This is a genomic window from Paenibacillus sp. NRS-1781 (genome assembly GCF_050467745.1).
Classification (GTDB): domain Bacteria; phylum Bacillota; class Bacilli; order Paenibacillales; family Paenibacillaceae; genus Paenibacillus; species Paenibacillus terrae_A.
This window is the reverse complement of sequence record NZ_JBITPI010000024.1, coordinates 114,887-134,877: the sequence shown is the minus strand read 5'-3', so window position 1 is coordinate 134,877 and position 19,991 is coordinate 114,887. Positions and strand designations below refer to the sequence as shown.

General features: G+C 48.1%; 21 protein-coding genes. 15 read left to right on the top strand and 6 right to left on the bottom strand.

The window, feature by feature from the left end:
• Positions 1 to 53 precede the first annotated feature (53 nt).
• Together ACIFO6_RS09730 and ACIFO6_RS09725 are read left to right on the top strand one after the other, a co-directional pair.
• On the top strand, positions 54 to 476 hold the full coding sequence (locus tag ACIFO6_RS09730; protein ID WP_430040351.1) for a MarR family winged helix-turn-helix transcriptional regulator: 423 nt from the start codon (positions 54 to 56) through the stop codon (positions 474 to 476).
• A 72-nt stretch (positions 477 to 548) separates the two neighbouring features.
• Entirely contained in the window at positions 549 to 1,133 is a 585-nt protein-coding gene (locus ACIFO6_RS09725) for an NAD(P)H-dependent oxidoreductase (protein ID WP_430040349.1), read from the top strand.
• 173 nt (positions 1,134 to 1,306) lie between these two features.
• On the opposite strand, the gene ACIFO6_RS09720 is transcribed toward ACIFO6_RS09725, so the two are convergent.
• Positions 1,307 to 1,774 carry a GNAT family N-acetyltransferase gene (locus tag ACIFO6_RS09720; RefSeq protein ID WP_430040347.1) on the bottom strand — a complete coding sequence of 156 codons (468 nt, stop codon included), beginning with the start codon at positions 1,772 to 1,774 and terminating at the stop codon, positions 1,307 to 1,309.
• Between the two features lie 124 nt (positions 1,775 to 1,898).
• On the opposite strand from ACIFO6_RS09720, the gene ACIFO6_RS09715 reads away from it, so the two are divergent.
• The 3 genes from ACIFO6_RS09715 to ACIFO6_RS09705 all read left to right on the top strand — a co-directional run bounded on the left by ACIFO6_RS09715 (position 1,899) and on the right by ACIFO6_RS09705 (position 3,548).
• Positions 1,899 to 2,342, top strand: a complete 444-nt coding sequence (locus ACIFO6_RS09715) for a MarR family winged helix-turn-helix transcriptional regulator (RefSeq protein WP_430040345.1) — start codon at positions 1,899 to 1,901, stop codon at positions 2,340 to 2,342.
• Positions 2,343 to 2,359: 17 nt separating this feature from the next.
• Positions 2,360 to 3,190 (top strand): DegV family protein, encoded by an 831-nt coding sequence (locus tag ACIFO6_RS09710; protein WP_430040343.1) that lies wholly within the window; start codon positions 2,360 to 2,362, stop codon positions 3,188 to 3,190.
• Between the two features lie 130 nt (positions 3,191 to 3,320).
• Complete coding sequence (locus ACIFO6_RS09705; protein WP_430040342.1) at positions 3,321 to 3,548, top strand: hypothetical protein; 228 nt, start codon at positions 3,321 to 3,323, stop codon at positions 3,546 to 3,548.
• A gap of 138 nt (positions 3,549 to 3,686) precedes the next feature.
• Here ACIFO6_RS09705 and ACIFO6_RS09700 read toward each other — a convergent pair whose 3' ends face one another.
• The 3 genes from ACIFO6_RS09700 to ACIFO6_RS09690 all read right to left on the bottom strand — a co-directional run bounded on the left by ACIFO6_RS09700 (position 3,687) and on the right by ACIFO6_RS09690 (position 8,176).
• A complete protein-coding gene (locus ACIFO6_RS09700) occupies positions 3,687 to 4,445 on the bottom strand; it encodes a collagen-like protein (protein WP_430040617.1) in 759 nt (252 codons plus the stop codon).
• 406 nt (positions 4,446 to 4,851) lie between these two features.
• On the bottom strand, positions 4,852 to 6,078 hold the full coding sequence (locus ACIFO6_RS09695; RefSeq protein ID WP_430040340.1) for an MFS transporter: 1,227 nt from the start codon (positions 6,076 to 6,078) through the stop codon (positions 4,852 to 4,854).
• A 70-nt stretch (positions 6,079 to 6,148) separates the two neighbouring features.
• The gene (locus ACIFO6_RS09690) at positions 6,149 to 8,176 is read right to left on the bottom strand and encodes a beta-galactosidase (RefSeq protein WP_430040338.1); all 2,028 of its coding nucleotides are present in this window, start codon (positions 8,174 to 8,176) and stop codon (positions 6,149 to 6,151) included.
• Positions 8,177 to 8,315: 139 nt separating this feature from the next.
• Between ACIFO6_RS09690 and ACIFO6_RS09685 the strand changes: the two genes are divergently transcribed.
• From ACIFO6_RS09685 to coaD, 8 genes are all read left to right on the top strand, one after another.
• Positions 8,316 to 9,152 carry a helix-turn-helix domain-containing protein gene (locus ACIFO6_RS09685; RefSeq protein ID WP_430040336.1) on the top strand — a complete coding sequence of 279 codons (837 nt, stop codon included), beginning with the start codon at positions 8,316 to 8,318 and terminating at the stop codon, positions 9,150 to 9,152.
• 192 nt (positions 9,153 to 9,344) lie between these two features.
• Positions 9,345 to 11,162, top strand: a complete 1,818-nt coding sequence (locus ACIFO6_RS09680; RefSeq protein ID WP_430040334.1) for an APC family permease — start codon at positions 9,345 to 9,347, stop codon at positions 11,160 to 11,162.
• 144 nt (positions 11,163 to 11,306) lie between these two features.
• Positions 11,307 to 12,425 carry an acyltransferase family protein gene (locus ACIFO6_RS09675; protein WP_430040332.1) on the top strand — a complete coding sequence of 373 codons (1,119 nt, stop codon included), beginning with the start codon at positions 11,307 to 11,309 and terminating at the stop codon, positions 12,423 to 12,425.
• A 98-nt stretch (positions 12,426 to 12,523) separates the two neighbouring features.
• On the top strand, positions 12,524 to 13,156 hold the full coding sequence (locus tag ACIFO6_RS09670) for a hypothetical protein (protein WP_430040330.1): 633 nt from the start codon (positions 12,524 to 12,526) through the stop codon (positions 13,154 to 13,156).
• Positions 13,149 to 13,664, top strand: coding sequence for an accessory gene regulator ArgB-like protein (locus ACIFO6_RS09665; protein WP_430040328.1), 516 nt, complete (start codon positions 13,149 to 13,151; stop codon positions 13,662 to 13,664). The genes ACIFO6_RS09670 and ACIFO6_RS09665 overlap by 8 nt, the downstream gene beginning before the upstream one ends.
• Positions 13,665 to 13,669: 5 nt before the next feature.
• Positions 13,670 to 13,792, top strand: coding sequence for a cyclic lactone autoinducer peptide (locus ACIFO6_RS09660; RefSeq protein WP_014281032.1), 123 nt, complete (start codon positions 13,670 to 13,672; stop codon positions 13,790 to 13,792).
• 310 nt (positions 13,793 to 14,102) lie between these two features.
• A complete protein-coding gene (gene rsmD / locus ACIFO6_RS09655) occupies positions 14,103 to 14,714 on the top strand; it encodes a 16S rRNA (guanine(966)-N(2))-methyltransferase RsmD (RefSeq protein ID WP_430040326.1) in 612 nt (203 codons plus the stop codon).
• A gap of 19 nt (positions 14,715 to 14,733) precedes the next feature.
• Complete coding sequence (coaD, locus tag ACIFO6_RS09650) at positions 14,734 to 15,255, top strand: pantetheine-phosphate adenylyltransferase (protein WP_430040324.1); 522 nt, start codon at positions 14,734 to 14,736, stop codon at positions 15,253 to 15,255.
• Here coaD and ACIFO6_RS09645 read toward each other — a convergent pair.
• A complete protein-coding gene (locus tag ACIFO6_RS09645; protein ID WP_430040615.1) occupies positions 15,218 to 16,513 on the bottom strand; it encodes a nucleoside recognition protein in 1,296 nt (431 codons plus the stop codon). The two genes, coaD and ACIFO6_RS09645, sit on opposite strands and share 38 nt — an antisense overlap.
• A gap of 211 nt (positions 16,514 to 16,724) precedes the next feature.
• Here ACIFO6_RS09645 and ACIFO6_RS09640 point away from each other — a divergent pair, with 211 nt between their 5' ends.
• Positions 16,725 to 17,756, top strand: coding sequence for a SepM family pheromone-processing serine protease (locus tag ACIFO6_RS09640; protein ID WP_430040322.1), 1,032 nt, complete (start codon positions 16,725 to 16,727; stop codon positions 17,754 to 17,756).
• On the opposite strand, the gene ACIFO6_RS09635 is transcribed toward ACIFO6_RS09640, so the two are convergent.
• Positions 17,746 to 18,981, bottom strand: coding sequence for a nucleotidyltransferase (locus ACIFO6_RS09635; protein WP_430040613.1), 1,236 nt, complete (start codon positions 18,979 to 18,981; stop codon positions 17,746 to 17,748). The two genes, ACIFO6_RS09640 and ACIFO6_RS09635, sit on opposite strands and share 11 nt — an antisense overlap.
• Before the next feature lie 356 nt (positions 18,982 to 19,337).
• Here ACIFO6_RS09635 and ACIFO6_RS09630 point away from each other — a divergent pair, with 356 nt between their 5' ends.
• Positions 19,338 to 19,856 (top strand): YceD family protein, encoded by a 519-nt coding sequence (locus ACIFO6_RS09630; RefSeq protein ID WP_430040320.1) that lies wholly within the window; start codon positions 19,338 to 19,340, stop codon positions 19,854 to 19,856.
• The last annotated feature ends 135 nt before the right edge of the window (positions 19,857 to 19,991 follow it).

Genomic DNA, 19,991 nt, shown 5'->3' with positions numbered 1-19,991 from the left:
TACATCTGACAAAAATACTTGATATATATAGATGTCTATGCAATAATGCTTGTATGTTAAAAAATAACGCAGCTGCACTGATAGGAACGATCAGAGACTCGATCAATAAATGGATTGTGACTGAGCTCGAATCAAAAGGAGTTGAAGGGATTGTTCCTACCCATGGTGGAATATTAATGTTCCTCTATCAAAAGGACGGGCTTTCTATTAAGGAATTGACGCAGAAAATTTCTCGTCAGCAGCCCACAGTCACGGTTCTGATCGACAAGCTAGTGAAGCTGGGGTATGTCGAAAGAAAAAAAGAGAGGGAGGATAGCAGAGTAACCCTGATTTATCTGACCGATAAGGGGAGAGAGCTGGAGCCTGTATTTGAGGCGATCTCCATTAGATTAAAAGAAACCATTTATGGTGGTCTCAAAGACGAAGAAAAAGAACAACTGGAATATCTGCTGGAACATGTAAAAAACAGATTATAAATTTTTTTAAATTAATGCATAGATATCTATATGAAAGTCAAAATAACATAAAAACATCTGGAGGTAATTAAAATGAAACATCTTATCGTTTATGCTCACCCTAACGCTGAAAGAAGCCTTAACCACGCAATACTGGAAACAGTCGTAAATGCTTTGAAGGAAAAAGGCGATGAAGTCGTTGTACGCGATCTATATGCCCTCGATTTTCAACCTGTATTAAAACCTGAGGATACTGCCGCTATGAGAGCCGGGCAAACTCCTACCGATATCAAAGTAGAGCAGGAATACATTTCGCAGTCTGATACGATCACCTTTATTTCTCCGATTTGGTGGACAGGTCTTCCTGCGATCCTGAAAGGTTACGTTGATCGTGTATTTGCATACGGTTTTGCATATACGTCTGGTCCGGAAGGAATTAATAAGCTTCTTACAGGTAAAAAGGGTTTTATTGTGAATACTCACGGTACACCGAATGAAATTTACGATGGAATCGGGATGACAGCAGGATTGAAAATCACTTCGGATACAGGGATTTTTGATTTTGTTGGAATTGAATCCGTCGGTCACTTGCTGCTTGGAAGTATCGGCTACCTTGATGAAGATGGCTATAAAGGTCTGTTGAAGCAGGTCCAAGACACCGTCAAATCGGTGTTATAACGAAACTATATTATCACATTGAAAGGCTGTTCTTACCGTTAAGAAATGTACGGCAGTCTTCAAATGATGAGGTCAACCAGCATTTACTGGTTGGCCTTTTCTTCTATATAAGCTGACTCCGAATGCGTAGTGGCAATGCATGAAACTTTTAAGTTCAGTTTATATTATAGATGCTAATATCCTTCGACGGTTTTTGAATGTCCCTCTACGATTAAGGACATGTAAACGTCAATAGGATCCTCGCTTTCAACTTTAAAACCAAACCGTTCATAAAGACGTCTGGCAGAGCTTCCTTGCAGGACATTTAAGGTTACACGTTTTCCTTTTACATCATTTTGTTCAAGCAGATTACTTAATACTTGATTGCCGACTCCTTTACCTTGGTAATTGGGATGAATATAAAAATGCTCCAATAAATAACCGTCTAACGTCGGTTTAAAAGCTATGCAACCAACAAAAGAAGAATCTACTTCGATGATCCAGGTATGTACAGAGTCGAACGCATCACGGAAGCGTTGACGAACTTTTTCTTCATCAAATCTTCCTAACCTGGTTAAATCGTTACGCAGTACAATGGCCCGTAAATGAGCAATGGTTTCAACATCGGAATTTTGGGATTGGCGAAGAGTAAATGGTTTCATCTAATGTAACTCCTCTATGTGTTAAAATTCACAAATAATTCATTGTTATTATCGTCAGCAATTCATTATAGTACATAGTATTAATAGTTAACTGTATGTATTATGCGTTTTACGGAGGTTCACTATGAAAGATTATGAATTAAGGGATGATTTGAGAGAATCCGTTAACCGGATTTATGACATGGAATTATTCAGCAGCCTGACGGAGCTTATCCAAGGGGAAAACCATGTGCTTCAATTTTTAGTTCAGCATCAAGATGATGAAATTAATCCATCCTTACTCAGTGACCACCTGCATGTATCTAGATCAAGAATTACGGCAGCGCTTACGGCCTTAAGAAAAAAAGGCTATGTGACCATGGAAATGTCTGAGCATGACAGACGACGAATGTGTGTAAGGCTCACATCAGAAGGTACATCCCTGATTAAACAAAAACAAGGGAGAATTGAAGGCTATTTTGAAGCACTGGTAGAGGGTTTGGGCGAGGACGATGTCAAGGAATTTATACGATTGATTGAGCTTTCCATAAGTATTATGAATGCGGATTCTACTGGGAAAATATCATAATGTGAGGGTGTTACAGGATGAAGTATAAAATAATAGCAGATAGCTGCTGTGACTTAACGACAGCGCTTAGAGAAGAAATGAAAATCACGACGATCCCGTTACACATGACTTTGGGAGAAAAATGCTTTATAGATGATGAAACGCTAGATTTACCTCAGTTTATGGAAGAAATGAAAGCCTGTACTACCAAGATTGGATCGGCTTCACCGTCACCTATGCTGTATAAGGAAGCATTTCAAGGTGAGCATACTTCTTTTGCCATTACAATATCCAGCAATCTGTCCAGTTCCTATTCAAGTGCATTGGTTGGTAAGGATATGGCGGAGGAAGAAGGAGCTGATGTTCATGTATTCGATTCGAAAAGTGCGTCGGCTGGACAAATATTGTTAGCTCTAAAGTTGCGCAAGCTGATCGACGATGGGTATCATAAAGGAGAGATTATTTCTTCACTAGAAAGCTTTATCACGAAGATGAAAACCTATTTTGTGCTAGAGAACCTGGACAATTTGGTGAAGAACGGACGAATGAATAAAATTACGGGAAAGATACTTTCATTCCTGCATATCAGACCCATTTTGGGTTCAGACGGCGACGGAAATATCGCATTGTTTACCCAAGCGCGTGGTCAAAATCAAATCGTTGAAAAGCTGGCAGATACGATTGAAAAAAGTGGTCGGGCTACGGAGGGGGAAAGCATTGTGATTACCCATTGTAATAATCCTGGGCTTGCTGAGAAGCTAATGAATGCGTTAAAGAACCGCTATCAATTTAAGGATATTCTGATTGTGTCCACCAGAGGAATCAGTTCAATGTATGCCAATGACAAAGGAATTATTATGGCGTTTTAAGCTATAGGAGTGAATGATACTCTCTTATTAAATCAAGGTTTATGCCAATTCGAGCCCGATTTGGGGTAAGCCTTTTTGGTATGCGATAAACACATTGAAAACTATGAATAATATGGAGCAGGGGAAAAATATGACTCATACGAATATCGAAGATTCGTTACGTTTTTATGTGAATACCATGGGGGTTGAAGTACAAGGAAAGTTTGATACCGGTTTATTTGTGTCCACAGGCGGGTATCATCACCATATCGGCGGCAATGTTGGAATGGAGAAGGTAACCCCCATCCTCCCGCTCATGCGACAGGGGTTAAGGAAATTATACTGCTGCTTCCTGACGTTGGATCTTTGTGGAAGCTAAAAACACATAGAGCTTGACGGCCATGCAACCCATGGAGAAGTGAATGGATTTTCTGCCATGACCCAAGCGGAAACAAGCTGGTGTTTGATATTAGCAGATGAGCAGGTCAGCCATATGTTAAACCGGATGTATCCATGTCTAGCTTAATTTGTTGATAACCACAGAAGCATTTACGTTGATTTGTGTACCCCCAGCCAAAATTTGGAGAGTTACTGCGGCGGCAGAAGTATGATTTCTAAGAGTAAGAATATCACCGGACGCTAGAGTGATGATGGCCTGCCCTGAGTTTTGCTGCGTGCCGGCCCCTGAACCGTGCACGGTTCCTGCTGCCAGGATGCCATTGACAAAGAGTCCGAATTGGCTAGGCTCTACACCCCAAACGGATAAAGTGACTTCATAGTTACCCGCATCGGTAACTATAATCTGCGCGGTGCCAGGAGCATGTGTAATTCCAGGCGTAAGTATACCATTAGTATCGAAAAGCACATCAGCTTCTACTGCCACCACTTGAGCTCCTAAGTTGTAAATATAACCGAACTGGGACAATCCCCCTGCTGCTCCCGTGGCTCCGGTAGTACCTGTAGCGCCTGCTGCCCCAGTGGAGCCAATTGCGCCTGTAGCGCCTGCTGCCCCAGTGGAGCCAATTGCGCCTGTAGCACCCGCAGGACCTGCTGGACCGACCGCCCCTGCAACGCCCGCAGGACCTACGGGACCTGTTGGTCCTACCGCACCCGCAGTGCCCACAGCCCCCGCTGTGCCTACATTCCCGGCAGCCCCAACGGTGCCCGCAGTACCCACATTTCCGGCAGCCCCGACATTTCCAGCAGCGCCCACATTTCCCGCAGTTCCGACGGCTCCAGCAGCACCCACTGCACCTACGTTACCTGCTACACCTATAGCTCCAGTTGCGCCTGTTATACCTAAAACATTTTGAGGTATATTTACACGGACGATTTGCTTCCTGACGACGATTTCCTTGCAGAAGCACTTTCTTTTCGAGGGGCATTTTCTCATCGGACGTTTTTTACTAAACCAAGAGCGGATAAAAACGTCTTTTTTACGGCCTTTTTTTCGTTTTAATTCGGGACGACCCAATACAAACACCTCCATATGGTTTGTTGTATACTACTCCATTCATCTAGGGGAGGCATGGATATCTGTCCTGTGTTTCATAGGCAATGATCTATCTTTAGCTCAAAATAGGCCTTTGTACAAGTTACATTCGTCCAGTATGTACAATAGCGCATCGGCTGCTCCCTAGGATGATACCAAGGAACAGCCGATGCGCCGAAAGAGGCATATATTAGGATGTAGCGGTTTGAAGCCGTTTTTTACGCATGTATAGGACGTACAGAATGCCGCCAAGCAGGCAGAGGATGCAGGCGAAGCCTGCCAGCAACCAGGCTGAAGCGACTGCTCCGCCACGATCCATGCTGTTTCCAAGCCATAAGGGCAGCAGAGCACCCCCAACTCCACCTGCACCAATCAGTAGGCTGGTGGTGGATTCTTCTGTGCCTGGCATCATTTTGCTGGCGAAAACAAGTGCGATGGAAAATATGCCGGACATGCCCAGCCCCAGGAGCGCAATAAGGACAAAGGTAACAGCAGTGCCCTTGATCAACGGGAACACGCACAGCAGCACGGTCGCTGCCAGTGAGCTTAGGGCGACAAAGACACCATAGCCATAACGATCAGCAATGTTGCCTGCGAACAGCCGCCCGGCGGCCATCGCCAGCCAGAAGCAGGTGACACTGAGCGCCGCCTCGGCTTGCGTCAATCCCAGCCGCTCAATGAACATGGAGGGCAGGAAATTGGCAAGGCTCATTTCTGTCCCTACATAGATAAAGAAAAAGATGATAAACAGTGCCAGCAGCAGCCAGTTTCCCGCAGGTTTCACTTTAGAAGCTCTCGTGGATGAAGAATGGGGGGCCGAACCCGACTGCGTACCTTTCTCCCCGCGACGCTCATATTTGTCCAATACGGCATCCAGCTTGCCGAAGGACCCCCGTAGCCAGGCTACGACTGCCACCGCTGCAAAGACGGAGATGACTGGGAAGGCTAACCGCCACCAGCCAAGGGCAATCAACTGACTGGCAACCGCAGGCATTGCTAACGCGCCGATCCCGAAGAAGACTTCCAGGCGGCTCATAGCTGCGCCCGTTCCTTCGGTAATACCGCTAATCACGATGGTGCCGATGACCGCCTCCACCATACCGAAGCCAAAGCCAGCTACGGCTCCGACGGCATATAGCCAACTCCATGGGGGCAGCAGTGAGTAGAGCCCTTCTGCTGCACACAGTAATAGCAAGGCGAATACCAGCGTCCGGCGTTTGCCGAATTGCCTTGCAAGCCATGGCAACAGCAGGACGCCAGCCAGAAAACCGGAAAATTGGGCGAAGATCAGACTTCCGCCCTCCGTATAAGTCCGGCCATAGTGCTCCAGCAGCACGGGCAGCAGAGACCCTACAACCACGTGCGCCAGACCAATTAAAAAATAAGACAAGCTGCCAATCCATAGCAGTCGTTTCATGATGAACTCCTTTGATACCTGAAATTGCACTTATACCGTATAGTGAACGATAATGTAAGGTATTAAATATTTATGATAATTCCAGCACATGAAAGCCATAGCCTTCAATGGTAACATCACCTTCTAAAAATTCGCCGCTGAGCAGCTCATGTCCTTTTTGTTCATCCAGATGATAATTCTGTTTCTGGGCGTTATGGTTCAGGATGAACAAATACGATTTTCCAGCCTTGGAGCGCACGCTGGCCTCCACACCCGCAGGAGCACGCAGCAAGGACGGAATCCCTTTTTCCTCACAAATATAGCCCAGCAGGCCGTCCAGGAAAGCTTCTTCAGGGTCCGAAGCCACATACCATGCTTCACCTTGACCCAAACGATTGCGTGTCAGTACGGGCATTCCCTGATAAAAATCATCGCCATACTCCGCCAGTACCTCGGCGCCTTCGCTATGCAGCAGGTCGCAGAGCAGATCGCATTCATATTCTCCTTGTAATGCTCCTATCTGTTCCTTCAATACGATCCGATTGCGTGACTCCGGCAAAAGCGCGTCAATTTCTTCTATCCAAATTCCGAGAAGCTTACGCAGCTTACCCGGATATCCTCCGATTGTGACCAGATCGTTTTCATTCACAATTCCGCTGAAAAAAGTGGTGATAAAGGTGCCGCCATGTTCAGTAAATTGTTCCAGCTTTTCCGCTGTACCCGGCTTGACCATGTAGAGTACAGGCGCGATAATGAGATCATATTTCTGGAAATCTGATTCCACGGAAATCAAGTCTACCTGCACGTTACGGCGGAAGAGGGCGGCATAGTATTTATGCACCTGATCCACGTAATCCAGCGCTACAGAAGGACCACTTGATTTCTCCAGTGCCCACCAATTATCCCAATCGAACAAAATGGCTACTTTTGCGTTCACGGTTGCATCCAGCAGCGTACTACCTAATGTGCCTAGCTCCTTGCCCAGCTGTGCCACCTCCCGGAATACGCGTGTATTCTCATGACCAACATGCTCAATCACAGCCCCGTGGAATTTCTCACAGGCTCCGATGGAACGGCGAAGCTGGAAGAACATGACCGTGTCCGCGCCATGCGCTACTGCCTGGTAACTCCATAACCGCATGACACCGGGCCGCTTGAGCGAATTGTACGCTTGCCAGTTTTGCTGACTCGGTGTTTGCTCCATCAGCATAAACGGCTGCCCATCCTTAAGACCACGCATCAGATCGTGGGCCATCGCGGTATAGCTCGGTGGGGTATTAGCCCGCGGATAGCTGTCCCAAGACACAATATCCAGGTGCTTTGCCCATTTGAAATAGTCCAGTTGCTTGAAAAATCCCATCAGATTAGTCGTTATGACAGCTTCGGGGTTATGCTTTTTGATTGCGTTATACTCCAGCAAATAGCATTCCAGCATACTGTCTGAATTAAAGCGTGCGTAATCAAGGGAAATGCCCTGAAAGGTGGAGTGATTCTCGCCCCAATGCTCGCTCAGATTATTTGGAGGTACAATTTCATTCCAATCATAGAAGGTGTGTCCCCAGAAGGAAGTATTCCATACCCGGTTCACTTCTTCCAGTGTTCCATATCTTTGTTTGAGCCACACCCTGAATGTAGCAGCACAGTTATCGCAATAGCAATCCCCGCCGTACTCATTGGACACGTGCCACACGAGGATCGCAGGATGATTTTTGTAGCGTTCTGCCAGTCGGTCAGCCATGCTCTCCGCATATTTGCGGTAGGTGGGACTGTTCGGACAGGAATTGTGGCGTCCGCCGAATTTTCGTTTGCGCCCGTCGGCATCGACCCTAAGGATATCCGGATATCGGGTTGCCATCCAGGCAGGGTGAGCCGCAGTGCTGGTGGCAAGACACACAAAGACACCGCTTTCATGTAAACTATTGATGAATTGATCCAGCCATTCAAAATGATATGTGATTTCATCCGACTGAATTTTGGCCCAGGAAAATACGTTGACTGTGGCGATATCAATTCCTGCCAGCTGGAACATTCGTAAGTCCTCCTGATGTGTGGTGTCATCCCACTGCTCAGGATTGTAATCTCCACCGTAAAATACTTTAGGCAGTTTACCGCTTATCATGCCAATCACCTCTATATATAAGAATAAATCTATCTTATAATACAAGTAAACGCTTTTAAATATAATAAAATGAACATGGATATAACAATATGGATCTGCATTAAGGAATACATAACCGCGTGCGCCGGAGGTGCCTTTTATGATTTTAACTCCCCATCATTTGCGATTTTTTCTAACTACGCGTGAGCATGCTTTACCGCTTTTTATCGAAAGTATCGGATTTAACAGCAGGCAGGAGGATGTATCCCGGCCAGAGGGCTATCCCTGCTTTCACTGGATTCAGACCGTGTCCGGGGAGGGGGTATTCACGTTCAAGGGGGGCTCTTTCCGTTTGGGAGAACAGGCTGGAGTTCTGCTGCTGCCGGGTGAGTCCCATGCTTACAGCCGAGCAACGAAAGTATGGCGAACGCTGTATATTACGTTTGACGGACCGATAGCCGCTGCTGTGCTAACTGAGCTAGGGCTGAAGCATACACGCGGGTATCATTGGGACGCCCATAGTGAACTGCACAGCTTTGGAGAAAGTATGCTTCATTCTATGGTGAGTGAACGGGATTTATCAGGGCTGGACGCTTCGGCCAATATGTACCGCTTTCTAACTTTGCTGCGTAAGCATGGTCAATACAGCTCTATGCCTTCCTTGTCTCATAATGTAGAACGTTTGGAGCCAGTGCTGGCTTTTATGGAACAAAATTACGCCAGCCCGGATATCGGCCTGTCTGATATGGCGGTGATGATGAATGTCAGCGCCCGTCATTTGAATACGTTATTTAAGCAGGCATTCGGTGTAACCTCTTACGCTTATCTGATCGTCATACGTCTGCGCAAGGCTAAGGAAATGATGACTGATTTCCCGCACTTAACGGTAAAAGAGATCGCCGAGCGCGTAGGGTTCCGTGATGTCAGTCATTTTGTGGCGACTTTCCGCAAGGCCGAGGGAATTACCCCTGAAAGGTTCAAATTATTGTATTTATAAGGGTATTTAATCGAAATACTCTTTCTTACGCGGGAATGCTCTTTTTAGGAAGCATTCCTTATTGTTTTTTTTGGAATAGGGGAGTATAAAATAATAGTTCATTTGTTTCATCAATCTGTGGTTCAGGTGACATAATAACATACAATTCAAAGTTCTTCTGCACAACCCTCATCCAAAGAAGGAGTTAACGAAATGCTGAGTAAAGTCAAAAGATTACTAATCGGTCGTCCACGAAAATCGACGGCTCTTGAAGATGAGAAACTAAACAAGCTTAAGGCTCTGGCCATCCTGTCCTCAGATGCGTTGTCCTCTGTAGCTTATGGAACGGAGCAAATTCTGCTTGTTTTGATTACAGCGGGCTTCGCTGCCCTATGGTATTCCATTCCTATATCCATCGCGGTATTGGGATTGCTGGTTATTCTGATCCTGTCCTACAGACAGACTATTTTTTCCTATCCCGGTGGTGGTGGTGCCTATATCGTCGCTCAGGACAATTTGGGCAGGGCACCGAGTCTGATTGCAGGCGGATCTTTGCTGGTCGATTATATTCTAACGGTTGCAGTTAGTTCGTCGGCGGGTACAGATGCCATTACATCGGCGTTTCCATCCTTGCATGATCATCGGATCGCGATTGCACTGATCATGATCATCTTTTTGACCATTATGAACTTGCGCGGGGTTACGGAATCCGCCTCAGTGCTGGCTGCACCGATTTATTTATTCGTGGTTTCGATCTTTGTCCTGATTATTAGCGGTATCATCCATTATGTGGCAGGAGGAGCCCATGCTGCGGCACCGCAATTTGGAGCTACGGTATCCAACGTCAGTCTGTTTCTGCTGCTGAAGGCGTTCAGCTCAGGCTGCTCGGCGCTAACCGGGGTAGAGGCTGTCTCGAATGCCATTCCGAACTTCCGCAAGCCTGCTGCCAAAAATGCGGCAACTACGCTGATGATGATGGGCCTGATTCTCGGGTGTATGTTCATCGGAATCAGTCTGCTGGCTTATTGGTATGGTGTTCGTCCAAATCCGCATGAAACGGTCATTTCGCAAATTGCGAACGCCACTTTCGGGCGTGGTGTGATGTATTACATCATTCAGGGCGTGACGGCACTGATCCTGTTTTTGGCGGCGAATACAGCCTATTCGGCCTTTCCGTTGCTCGCATTTATGCTGGCTAAAGATAAATACATGCCCCATATGTTCATGGTTCGCGGAGATCGGCTTGGTTACTCGAACGGGATCCTGTTTCTGAGTATTTTCTCCGCCTTGCTGGTTATCGTATTTGGTGGCAATACAGGAAATCTGATTCCGCTTTATGCTGTAGGGGTATTTATCCCGTTCACGCTTTCTCAGCTTGGAATGATGATTCGCTGGATTCGTCTCAAGCCGTCAGGCTGGGTCCTCAAGCTTGCTATTAATACGGTTGGCATGCTGACCACGCTGTCCATTACGCTTATCTTTATTTTCACCAAGTTTAGTCAGGTGTGGATGGTGTTTATCTTCCTGCCGCTGGTACTGTATTTCTTTATGAAGATCAACGGACATTACAAAAATACGGCTGAGCAGCTGCGAATCGACATTACGAAGGATAAACCTATGGTCAAAGGCAATACGATCATTATTCCGGTAGCTGGTATTACAAGGGTCGTGATGAATACTATCAGCTATGCCAAGACCTTGTCGGACAATGTGGTTGCTGTATATGTAGGTGTGGATGATGAAGCGATTCACAAGATGGAGCAAAAATGGGAAGAGTGGGATGTAGGTATCCGCTTGGTGGTACTGAAATCCCGTTATCGCAGCATTATAAACCCCCTTCGCAAGTTCATTGATACGGTGGAGTGGAAAAAAGCGGACGAGGATCATATTACCGTCCTTATTCCACAATTCATCACGAAGCACTGGTGGGAAAATATTTTGCACAACCAGACCAGCCTGCTGATGAGAGCTTATCTGATCAATTACAAAGACGTCATCGTAACGACTGTTCCCTTTCATTTAAACAAATAAATCGCATAACAGGAACATCCTTTGACCGCATATCATTGCCGCTGGAGGGTGTTTTTTTCCATACCGACATATTTACTTTAATGATACGTTTTGTGTATTATAGATACAAAATGTATCCTAAGAGAATGGATATGGAGGGCTACGATGCCAGGAACCAAGGGTGAAACGGAACATAACAAGCTGCAATTTGTCGATACGCTGAGAGCGCTGGCAATTATGGGCGTGTTGCTTGTACATGTCAGCCAGCACGTGGACGGATTAAACGGATGGTTGCAAAAGGGTTTGAGCTTGGGAGCGAAAGGGGTCGCTTTATTTTATCTGGCCAGCGCCTTTACACTTTTTCTGTCTTTGAGCAGACGTTCGGGTGACAGAAAAGAGTGTGTCTCGGCGTATCTGGTGCGTCGTTTTTTTCGAATTGCTCCCTTGTATTACGTTATGTTAATCATCTATCTGGTGGTGAACGGGACAGGGCCCCGTTTCTGGCTTGGGGATCAGGAAGGAGTCACTGTCGCGAATATCGCAGCTCATATCTTGTTTCTGAATGGTCTGAATCCGTACTGGATCAACAGCATCATCGGTGTGGAATGGTCCATTGCGGTGGAATGTATGTTTTATCTGTGCGTGCCGTTATTATTTAAGCTGATCCGATTGATCCGGCATGCTGCCTGGTTTGTGATGGGCACGCTTTTACTGAGCTTTGGGCTGACCACGGTGTTTGCGAATGCTCCATGGATCAGTGATCACCCGTTGTGGGGGCATTATCTGTATTTATGGTTTCCGAACCAACTGCCTGTCTTTGGACTGGGTATATTGTTGTTCTTAATATGGAAAGACGAGCAGCATTGGAAGAGTGTGGACCGGTTCAGCGGTGTATTGCTGCTTGGCTCCGTGCTGTTTGCTCTTTATACAGGTATGACGGATTATCTCATCGGTGTCCTGTTGCTGCTGGGAGCCTACGCTTTGTATCATTGGCAGCCTGTGTGGCTGCTAAACCGGGGATGGTCATGGATCGGCTGCCTTAGCTACAGTATGTATTTGACCCATATGCTTGCTCTGGAGATTGTAAGCCAGATTGAGCTTGCATTTTCCCCCGTTGTTAATTTGATTCTTATGTTTGTTATGACACTGCTGTTGACCACAGGTTTATCCTGGATCACCTATTCATGGATCGAGCAACCCGGCATTCGTTGGGGGAAAAAGATCATATCACGTATGAAGTCTGTGCGCTCACAGGAAGATTCGGTCAAGGAAAGTGTTGCTTGAGCTATAGCTTCCTAAGCCACAGCCCTTTATATTCGATATACATCCAAGCTTTTTAATACACCGATGAGATTTGTTGGAATTGAAAAGGAGATGCACGTATGCTTGAGAAGCCTATCGGCTTTTTACTTTTTTCCACGCTTGAAGGAGTGGCGGTGTTTACCCTCATTCTTAGTATTTTTAAAGTTAAAATGACTCCTTATGTATGGCAAGCGATTTTTGGGAGCCTGATTATGAATCTGCAAAGTTATTTGCTGCGAGAGGAATTTTCCCTCGCTTATCTGGTGCCTGTTATTAACATGCTGCTTTTTATTTTTTTGCTCGCTACGGTGGTGAAAATTCCGATGGTGTGGTCAGGCATTATGACAGTTACCGGTTATTTTGCTTATGCGGTTATTCAGTCGGTGCTATTAAAAGCGATGTTCGGGAGCCTGCCAGTCTCTGAGCTACAGGGTGGTTCCTTGAAGGGCTATCTGCTGCAAACGATAAGTGCAGGGGTAGGACTGCTCATTTCATTTATTTTGTATCGAAAAGGCATCGGGTTTGCCGCTAATTTCAAAAAGCTTAAATTTAAAGCTGAATACGGCATTGTGATTACGCTCATTATTTTATCTCTCATATCCACCTCTATCGTGCTGTGCTACAACGAGGTATGGTTAAATATGATGTTTTTTGCACTGGTATCGGGATTCTTCATCTATTATGCGATTGGAAAGGAGTATCGGGATGATTGAAACGATGGCTTTCAAGCTTGCTAACCAGATCAAACGGACTGTGCCGGATCATCCGGCCTCCATCCCGGTGCTTAAATATGCGCTGGCTCTCATTATTAATGCTTCCATGATTATTGTGCTGACATTAGTCGCCTCGTTCGTTACCGGGCGGACGGCAGAAGCTGTGACGATTCTGGTGGCTTTTGCCTTGTTGCGTCAAATATCAGGAGGGATCCATCTAAAAACAGGGATGGCATGTGTTGTGGCGACTTCTGTAGCTTTTACAGCCATATCCTGTATCACTTTACATGCTTGGTGGACAAACCTTTTCACCGGATTATCTCTGCTTCTTGTCCTATGGTTTGCCCCGTCCAGAATTGAAAAGCAGTCTCGCATTCCATCCCGGTTTTATCCCCTCCTGCGACTGTTATCTTCCCTGCTTGTATGTACTAATTTTGTAATTGGTTCCTCTGTAGTGGCTGTTGCTTTCTTGGTCCAAAGCCTAACGTTGATTCGAGGAAGGAGGTGAAGAAAATGGTGAAAAAAATCGTATATGGTCTGGCGACCTCGTTGTCTATGTTTGCTGCATTTGCTGTATCGGTAGCGAGTTATGTGTATGTCTATCAGGGAGATACGCCCGAGGAGCTGCTTAAATAGTATAACTTTATTTCCTTATATACATAGGCTGCCAGTGAGCAGCTTCTTTTTTTGCAAAAAAAATCAGGCGCTCCAATAAGAGCGCCCGAATGGGAGAGGAGAAACCGGACGAAGAGCTTATGGGGAAACGTAAGTCTTCTCCGTGGTTGTCTACGACATTGGTTGAATGCCGATATCCTAAGGATGCCCACGATATGGTTTTTTATACCTCATCAAATCCTGCGTTTTTCAAACGGCGATCCATGTGGTACGATAACGTCATAATCTTTATATGGTTATGAACACATATAGAAAATAGGTGAGTTTCAGCGTGAGAGTGGTATCGGGTAGTGCCAAAGGAAGGCCGTTAAAGGCAGTTCCCGGCACAGGGACGCGGCCGACCACGGATAAGGTCAAGGAAGCGCTATTTAGCATGATAGGTCCTTATTTTGATGGGGGAGTCGCGCTTGATCTGTTTGCAGGCAGCGGCGGCCTGGGTATAGAGGCGCTTAGCCGGGGAATGGACAAGGCAGTCTTTATTGATATGGAATCGAAAAGTATTGATGTCATTAAAGAAAATTTGCGAAAAACCGGATTGGAAGGACAGGCTGAAGTGTTCCGCAATGATGCCGGACGAGCGCTCAAAGCGCTGGCAAAACGTGGAGCTCTTTTTGATGCTGTTTTTCTGGACCCGCCCTATCGTCTCAAGCATGGTGATGAATTGATGAGTCGTATGGCTGAACTGGACTTGCTTCGTTCTGAGGCAGTCATTGTGCTGGAGTATGAGTCGGGACATGAGTACTCGGAAAGCTTTGGACCGTTCGAACAGGTCAGAAAAGCGGTCTATGGCGAAACAACGTTATCTATCTACCGCTTTGCAGCAAAGCAACAGGACGATACAGAATATACTGAGGCCGGAACGAAAAAATCCGGCATAACCTAATCAGGCGGGGAGGACCATCATGACTGAGCACAAACCACGTATTGCGGTATATCCGGGGACCTTTGATCCCGTGACGATGGGGCATCAGGATATTATTCAAAGAGCGGCGAGGCAGTTTGATCTGCTGATTGTCGCGGTACTTAACAATATTAGTAAAAATCCACTGTTTTCTCTGGAGGAGCGAATGGAGCTGCTGCGGACGGTAACCCGCGATATTCCGAACATTGAGGTGGACAGCTTCCGTGACCTGACAGCCAATTATGTACGTGACAAAGGGGCTCAGGTTATCGTCAGAGGAATCCGGTCGGTGACAGATTTTGAATACGAACTGCAATTGGCTTCCACAAACCATAAGCTGAACCCGGATGCCGAAACGATCTTTATGATGACGAACCCGACTTATTCATATCTGAGTTCCAGTATGGTGAAGGAAATCGCCCATTTTGACGGCAAGGTCGTAGATCTGGTGGCTCCTGAGGTCGAGGATGCGCTGCGTGCCAAGGTCAACGCCAAACGCGGCGGCTCCACCATGAAGCTATAAAGGAAATGACAAGCAGTGTGAGTATAATCGCCCCCAGAAGCACAATAGACAACACGATCAGCTGCCAGGGATACCGCGACGGACTTTCCAACTGTGTCCACAGGTTGCTACTCTCTGCCATGACGAAATGCGCGGCGGGATCATAACCGCCTTCCGCGAAGGAAGAAACAGAGCTGCGGCTAACATAAGCGGGAAGTGTATTGCTTGTCATACGGCTAAGAGGCGTCCATGCGACGAGTGTAAGCACAAAGGCGATGATGGCATGAAGCACCCTGGATATGGTGAACGTGATGCCTTTGTCCGATGGTTTGGTGACGGCTGTGATTTGGAGCCAGCCGCATAGCCCTCCCCAGCCTAGTATGGCGCTGATCAGAGCCGCTTGTGTGCGGAGATCATACGGCAGGCGGCTGATTTCATAGGAGCCGAGATGGATTTCCATCCACGCGGGCCATATGAAAGAAAATGCTCCTTGGCCTGAGTACATGGATAGCAACCGAATCAGCACGGAAAAGAAAATAATGAATCCACCTGTCACCATAAGCGTCTGTACAGCATGGGATACGGTTTCGCCCAGCAGCTTTCCGAAGCTGCGGCCGTCCCGTTCTCTGGCAGAGCGTGTGGCGTCCCATGCGGACCGAATGAGAGTGGTAGAAGTACGGGAAACAGAGGTTCGCCGGAGGGCAACTGGCGTTTCCCGTTTTTGCGATTCTTTTGACGATGCAGTCAGTCTGACTGTAATCCATCCCGCCAATAGGCCGGAGATCCAGTGAACGGCGAGCAGCATGGCCCCTACAGCAGCATTATGCAGCAATCCTGTCCCGATAACGAGCAGAATGGTAATCGGATTGCAGAAATGAGCGATAGCGGTCAGTCGTCTAAGCTGGCGCTTGGTCATATCCTCCTGCTGTGCCCATTGGCGCACAGCTTCCGCAGTAGCCGGAAATCCGGCGGTCAGACCTAGGGCCAGCACCCAGCCGCTTCGCCCCGGAAGACGGAACCAGGAGCGCATGAACGGCTCCAGAAGGACGCCAAGCCCATGCACCAGACCGAAGGCTACAAGCATTTCGGACAGCATCAAAAAAGGGAGCATGGCCGGAAAAATAATGCTCCACCATAGCTTAAGCCCTTGGGCAGAGGCTTGGAACACCTCTTCCGGTGAGGCGACAACAGCCAGCACAAGCAGAATGGCCCCAAGGCCAAGCAACAGGGTTGTCCAATAGGGAGCGGAATGGGCTTCCTTTTGTAGCAAAGGTTTCACCTCTCTGGAAGTGATATGATCTAACATTTTAAAAAACGAACCTCATCGTGCATAAATATAGTAGAGTGCATCGTATGTTGTTTCTAGCGCTTGTTTGCGTTTGTAATCGCTGTCGGTAAACCATATGCTTTTTTGTGGGAATTGAGAACAGGCGGCGCAGAGCTGGTTTAGATGAGATAGGAGAAGTTAAGGCTGTGAGGGGGGAGAATCGATGAAGCGAATAAACCGGAATAGAGCTTTTTTTACAACCGGATATGTTCTGATCCTGGCCGCTATGGTCTATGTGCTCGTATATATGCCAACCCCATATCTGGTCTATGGACCAGGTGGGGCAAATGAAATCAAGCCCATGGTAACCATTCAGGAAGGCGACCGAAGCGAACGGGGGACCTTTATGATGACGACGGTATCGGCGCGTTACGCTAATGTCATTATGCTGGGTATATCGAAGCTGGATGCCAATTCGGAGATTCAGCGCAAGGAGGATCGACTGCACGGCAGGAGCGAAGACGAATATGCAGCAGAGCAGGTGTGGTATATGGGGGATTCCCAGTCTTCTGCGATGGAGGCGGCTTATACCCGGGCCGATATTCCTTATCGCATTGTGCCGGATTATGTGTACGTATTTAAGGTGCCCAGCTCAAACGGTGTGTTTCATCCCGGAGATGAAATTCTGGAGTTGAACGGGGTGAGGGTGACGGATAATCGATCCATCCGAAACGCCTTGGAAGATGAAAAGGCAGGAAGCATGGCCAAGGTGAAGCTACAACGTGATGGCAAGCTGCTGACGGTGCAAATTCCATTAATGACCATCACAGACAGCGAGACAGGCAAACCACGACCCGGTTTTGGAGTCAGCATTGCCACAGTTCAGAAAGTAGAGCCGGAGGATGAACGTAAAACGATTCATTTTACATCAACGGATGTAGGCGGACCCTCGGCTGGTTTGATGTTTACGATGGAAATCTATAATCAACTGACACCGGGTGATCTGAGCAAGGGATATCGTGTTGCCGGTACGGGTACGATTGATAAGAGCGGTAAGGTTGGAGCGATCGGCGGTGCAAAGTATAAAATTGTCGCCGCTGACCGCCAGGGTGCTGAATTGTTTTTCGTCCCAGCGGACAATTATAAGGAAGCCAAGGCCAAAGCCGAGCAAATCGGAACCAAGATGAAGCTCGTTCCGGTTCGCAAGCTAGACGATGCGTTAACTTATATGGAAAAGCTCCCGATCAAACCATGACGGGCGGCCGCAAGTAATCGGCATACATGTCACGGATGGCGGGACGTGGCATTCCGGCCGCGTGTATGGCAGCTGCGGCTGTATCCCAGTCCAGATGGGGATGCGATCCGGCTGACGGCTTGACCCATACCGGAAGGGTCGCTGTCTGCTTCATCCGGGCCAGCAGCTCGCGTCCAGCACTGTTAAAGCCGAGCACGCGGATATAGCCGGGGGCTTTCGCCAACTCGGAGGGAGTCATATCCGCCTTGGTATGATTCAGTAAAATATGAGTGAGCATACGTTGAAGCTTCGTACGCGTGTAGCGCTTTGTCTTGACGGCGGCTAGTAATGCCTCTACGGAGGGCTGGGGCAGCGTGTACAGCGATTGCCGCAGGCGATGCTCCAGCCCTTCGGTCACCTCGTGCAGCTCCGCCAGCTGCTGCGGGCTGCGCGTGATGAGGGCGTTCAGCAATGGCTGGCTGAACGCTTCCCATTGCAGCGGCGCGCGCCCGGCTTGCCATTCGCGCCGCAAAATCTCCAGCGTCGCCGCAGGCACGTACGGCGACGCGGCCTCCGGCCCGCCGTCCAGCAGCAGACGGCGGATGGCCGTGGCGCTGGCGATGACTCCGTCCGCGGGCGCCACGGCTTCGTGGTAGCCCGATCCCGTGCGGGCTACGGTGAAGGGCTTGATTGCGCTGTCCAGCCGCTCCAGCGCAATCAAGTAATGCAGCCCCAACGTATTGTTGGGCTGCTGCATGAGGGCGGCTAGCGCAGCGCCGTCCGTCCCTTCAGCCGCGAGCGCCGCTGCGGCCCCCGCGTAGGCGGCGGGATAGCTTGCGCCGCTGCTCAGGCGCTGCGCAATGCCGGCCTTGAGCTCGGCAGGCTCCGCCGCCAGCACGCGGGCCAGCGCTCGCAGCGGGGCGATGTCGCCGCTCTCGCTGCCGAAGCAGAGCGCGTCGACGACGCCAGTGGCGCGGAGCAGGGCGACCGCCCCGTGGGCGAACCATTCTGCGGGCTGGACGGCATAGGCCACAGGCAGCTCCAAAACCAGGTCCACACCCATGGCGAGTGCCATTTCGGTGCGGGACCATTTGTCCACAATCGCGGGTTCCCCCCGCTGAAGGAAGGGACCGCTCATCACAGCCACCGTACGCTGTGCGCCAGTGATGCGAAGAGACTCCTTCCAGTGATGAGTGTGACCGTTATGCAGCGGGTTGTATTCTACAATAATACCGAGGGTTTCCAAGGCTGTACGTCGGCTCCTTTCTTTTGTTACTAGTCTGGTGACTGTCCTGAAAATGATGGTTTCCATCAGCAAATGATTGTTCTTAGGGGCAGCGATGCTGCTTTTTCGCGATCGGAAATGAACAAGGCCATTGAGACCTGAAGAAAAAAGCTTTATACTCGCATTATTGTACACGAAGAGTAGCGGGGGTACGAATACGCTCAGGTACATGATCCATGCAACGTATTTTCGCTTTCGCATAAAACTTGCGGAACCATTGGAAAACCGATGGATTTGTGAGAGGTGTAAAGTGAAAGGTGTTGACAAACGACTCGATCAGTCGGTATAATAATTTTTGTTTGTTTGGAGTGATAGTGATGCAACTATTTTTTCGAAAAGTAGCAACAAGTGATGGTCCTTTTCCGATCCGTGAAGCTCTTAATGTGAGTGAATTGGTGGATGATCGTCCTGATGTTACGGCCGTTTCCCCGCTGGAGACCGATTTGGTCGCCGTTAGTCTGGGCCAAGGCTTGATGAGCGTGGAAGGCACGTTGACCGCAGGTCTGGACATGCTGTGCTCACGCTGTTTGAGTCCGATGCACGAGGATTTGAAGATTGAATTCCGTGAACGGTTTAAGCAAATCTCTTCGGTTGGCGAAGAGGAGGATGAAGTTGGCGAATTTATCGCAGTGACGGGGGATTCCTTCGACATTGCACCGTATTGTGAAGAGCTGTTTGTACTGCACGTGCCGTTTGTGCCTGTGTGCAGTGAGGATTGTCAGGGGATCGCTCCTGCGGTCGGACAAAATTGGAGCGTTGGCTCTGATGACAGTACCGATGATGATACGCAAAAGATTGATCCGCGTCTGGCAGGGCTTAAGGATTTTTTTAAATGAGAATTGAGTTCAATTCTGACAAATCATCATCCACTTGTGCGCAGGAGTTAATCGACGCATGGATGTTGCAGGCTTGATTCACCGGCTGTAAGTTAGCTGCTTCCGGCAGTTTCCTTCAGTCTTGAATGAGATAAG

Excerpts from the sequence above, each read along its gene's own strand:
- ACIFO6_RS09695 (WP_430040340.1), bottom strand. The coding sequence starts at position 6,078 with ATGAAACGACTGCTATGGATTGGCAGCTTGTCTTATTTTTTAATTGGT.
- ACIFO6_RS09725 (WP_430040349.1), top strand. The coding sequence starts at position 549 with ATGAAACATCTTATCGTTTATGCTCACCCTAACGCTGAAAGAAGCCTT.
- ACIFO6_RS09705 (WP_430040342.1), top strand. The coding sequence starts at position 3,321 with ATGACTCATACGAATATCGAAGATTCGTTACGTTTTTATGTGAATACC.
- ACIFO6_RS09730 (WP_430040351.1), top strand. The coding sequence starts at position 54 with ATGTTAAAAAATAACGCAGCTGCACTGATAGGAACGATCAGAGACTCG.
- ACIFO6_RS09715 (WP_430040345.1), top strand. The coding sequence starts at position 1,899 with ATGAAAGATTATGAATTAAGGGATGATTTGAGAGAATCCGTTAACCGG.
- ACIFO6_RS09665 (WP_430040328.1), top strand. The coding sequence starts at position 13,149 with ATGATTGAAACGATGGCTTTCAAGCTTGCTAACCAGATCAAACGGACT.
- ACIFO6_RS09710 (WP_430040343.1), top strand. The coding sequence starts at position 2,360 with ATGAAGTATAAAATAATAGCAGATAGCTGCTGTGACTTAACGACAGCG.
- ACIFO6_RS09680 (WP_430040334.1), top strand. The coding sequence starts at position 9,345 with ATGCTGAGTAAAGTCAAAAGATTACTAATCGGTCGTCCACGAAAATCG.
- ACIFO6_RS09640 (WP_430040322.1), top strand. The coding sequence starts at position 16,725 with ATGAAGCGAATAAACCGGAATAGAGCTTTTTTTACAACCGGATATGTT.
- ACIFO6_RS09685 (WP_430040336.1), top strand. The coding sequence starts at position 8,316 with ATGATTTTAACTCCCCATCATTTGCGATTTTTTCTAACTACGCGTGAG.
- ACIFO6_RS09660 (WP_014281032.1), top strand. The coding sequence starts at position 13,670 with ATGGTGAAAAAAATCGTATATGGTCTGGCGACCTCGTTGTCTATGTTT.
- ACIFO6_RS09630 (WP_430040320.1), top strand. The coding sequence starts at position 19,338 with ATGCAACTATTTTTTCGAAAAGTAGCAACAAGTGATGGTCCTTTTCCG.
- coaD (WP_430040324.1), top strand. The coding sequence starts at position 14,734 with ATGACTGAGCACAAACCACGTATTGCGGTATATCCGGGGACCTTTGAT.
- ACIFO6_RS09675 (WP_430040332.1), top strand. The coding sequence starts at position 11,307 with ATGCCAGGAACCAAGGGTGAAACGGAACATAACAAGCTGCAATTTGTC.
- ACIFO6_RS09720 (WP_430040347.1), bottom strand. The coding sequence starts at position 1,774 with ATGAAACCATTTACTCTTCGCCAATCCCAAAATTCCGATGTTGAAACC.
- ACIFO6_RS09690 (WP_430040338.1), bottom strand. The coding sequence starts at position 8,176 with ATGATAAGCGGTAAACTGCCTAAAGTATTTTACGGTGGAGATTACAAT.
- ACIFO6_RS09670 (WP_430040330.1), top strand. The coding sequence starts at position 12,524 with ATGCTTGAGAAGCCTATCGGCTTTTTACTTTTTTCCACGCTTGAAGGA.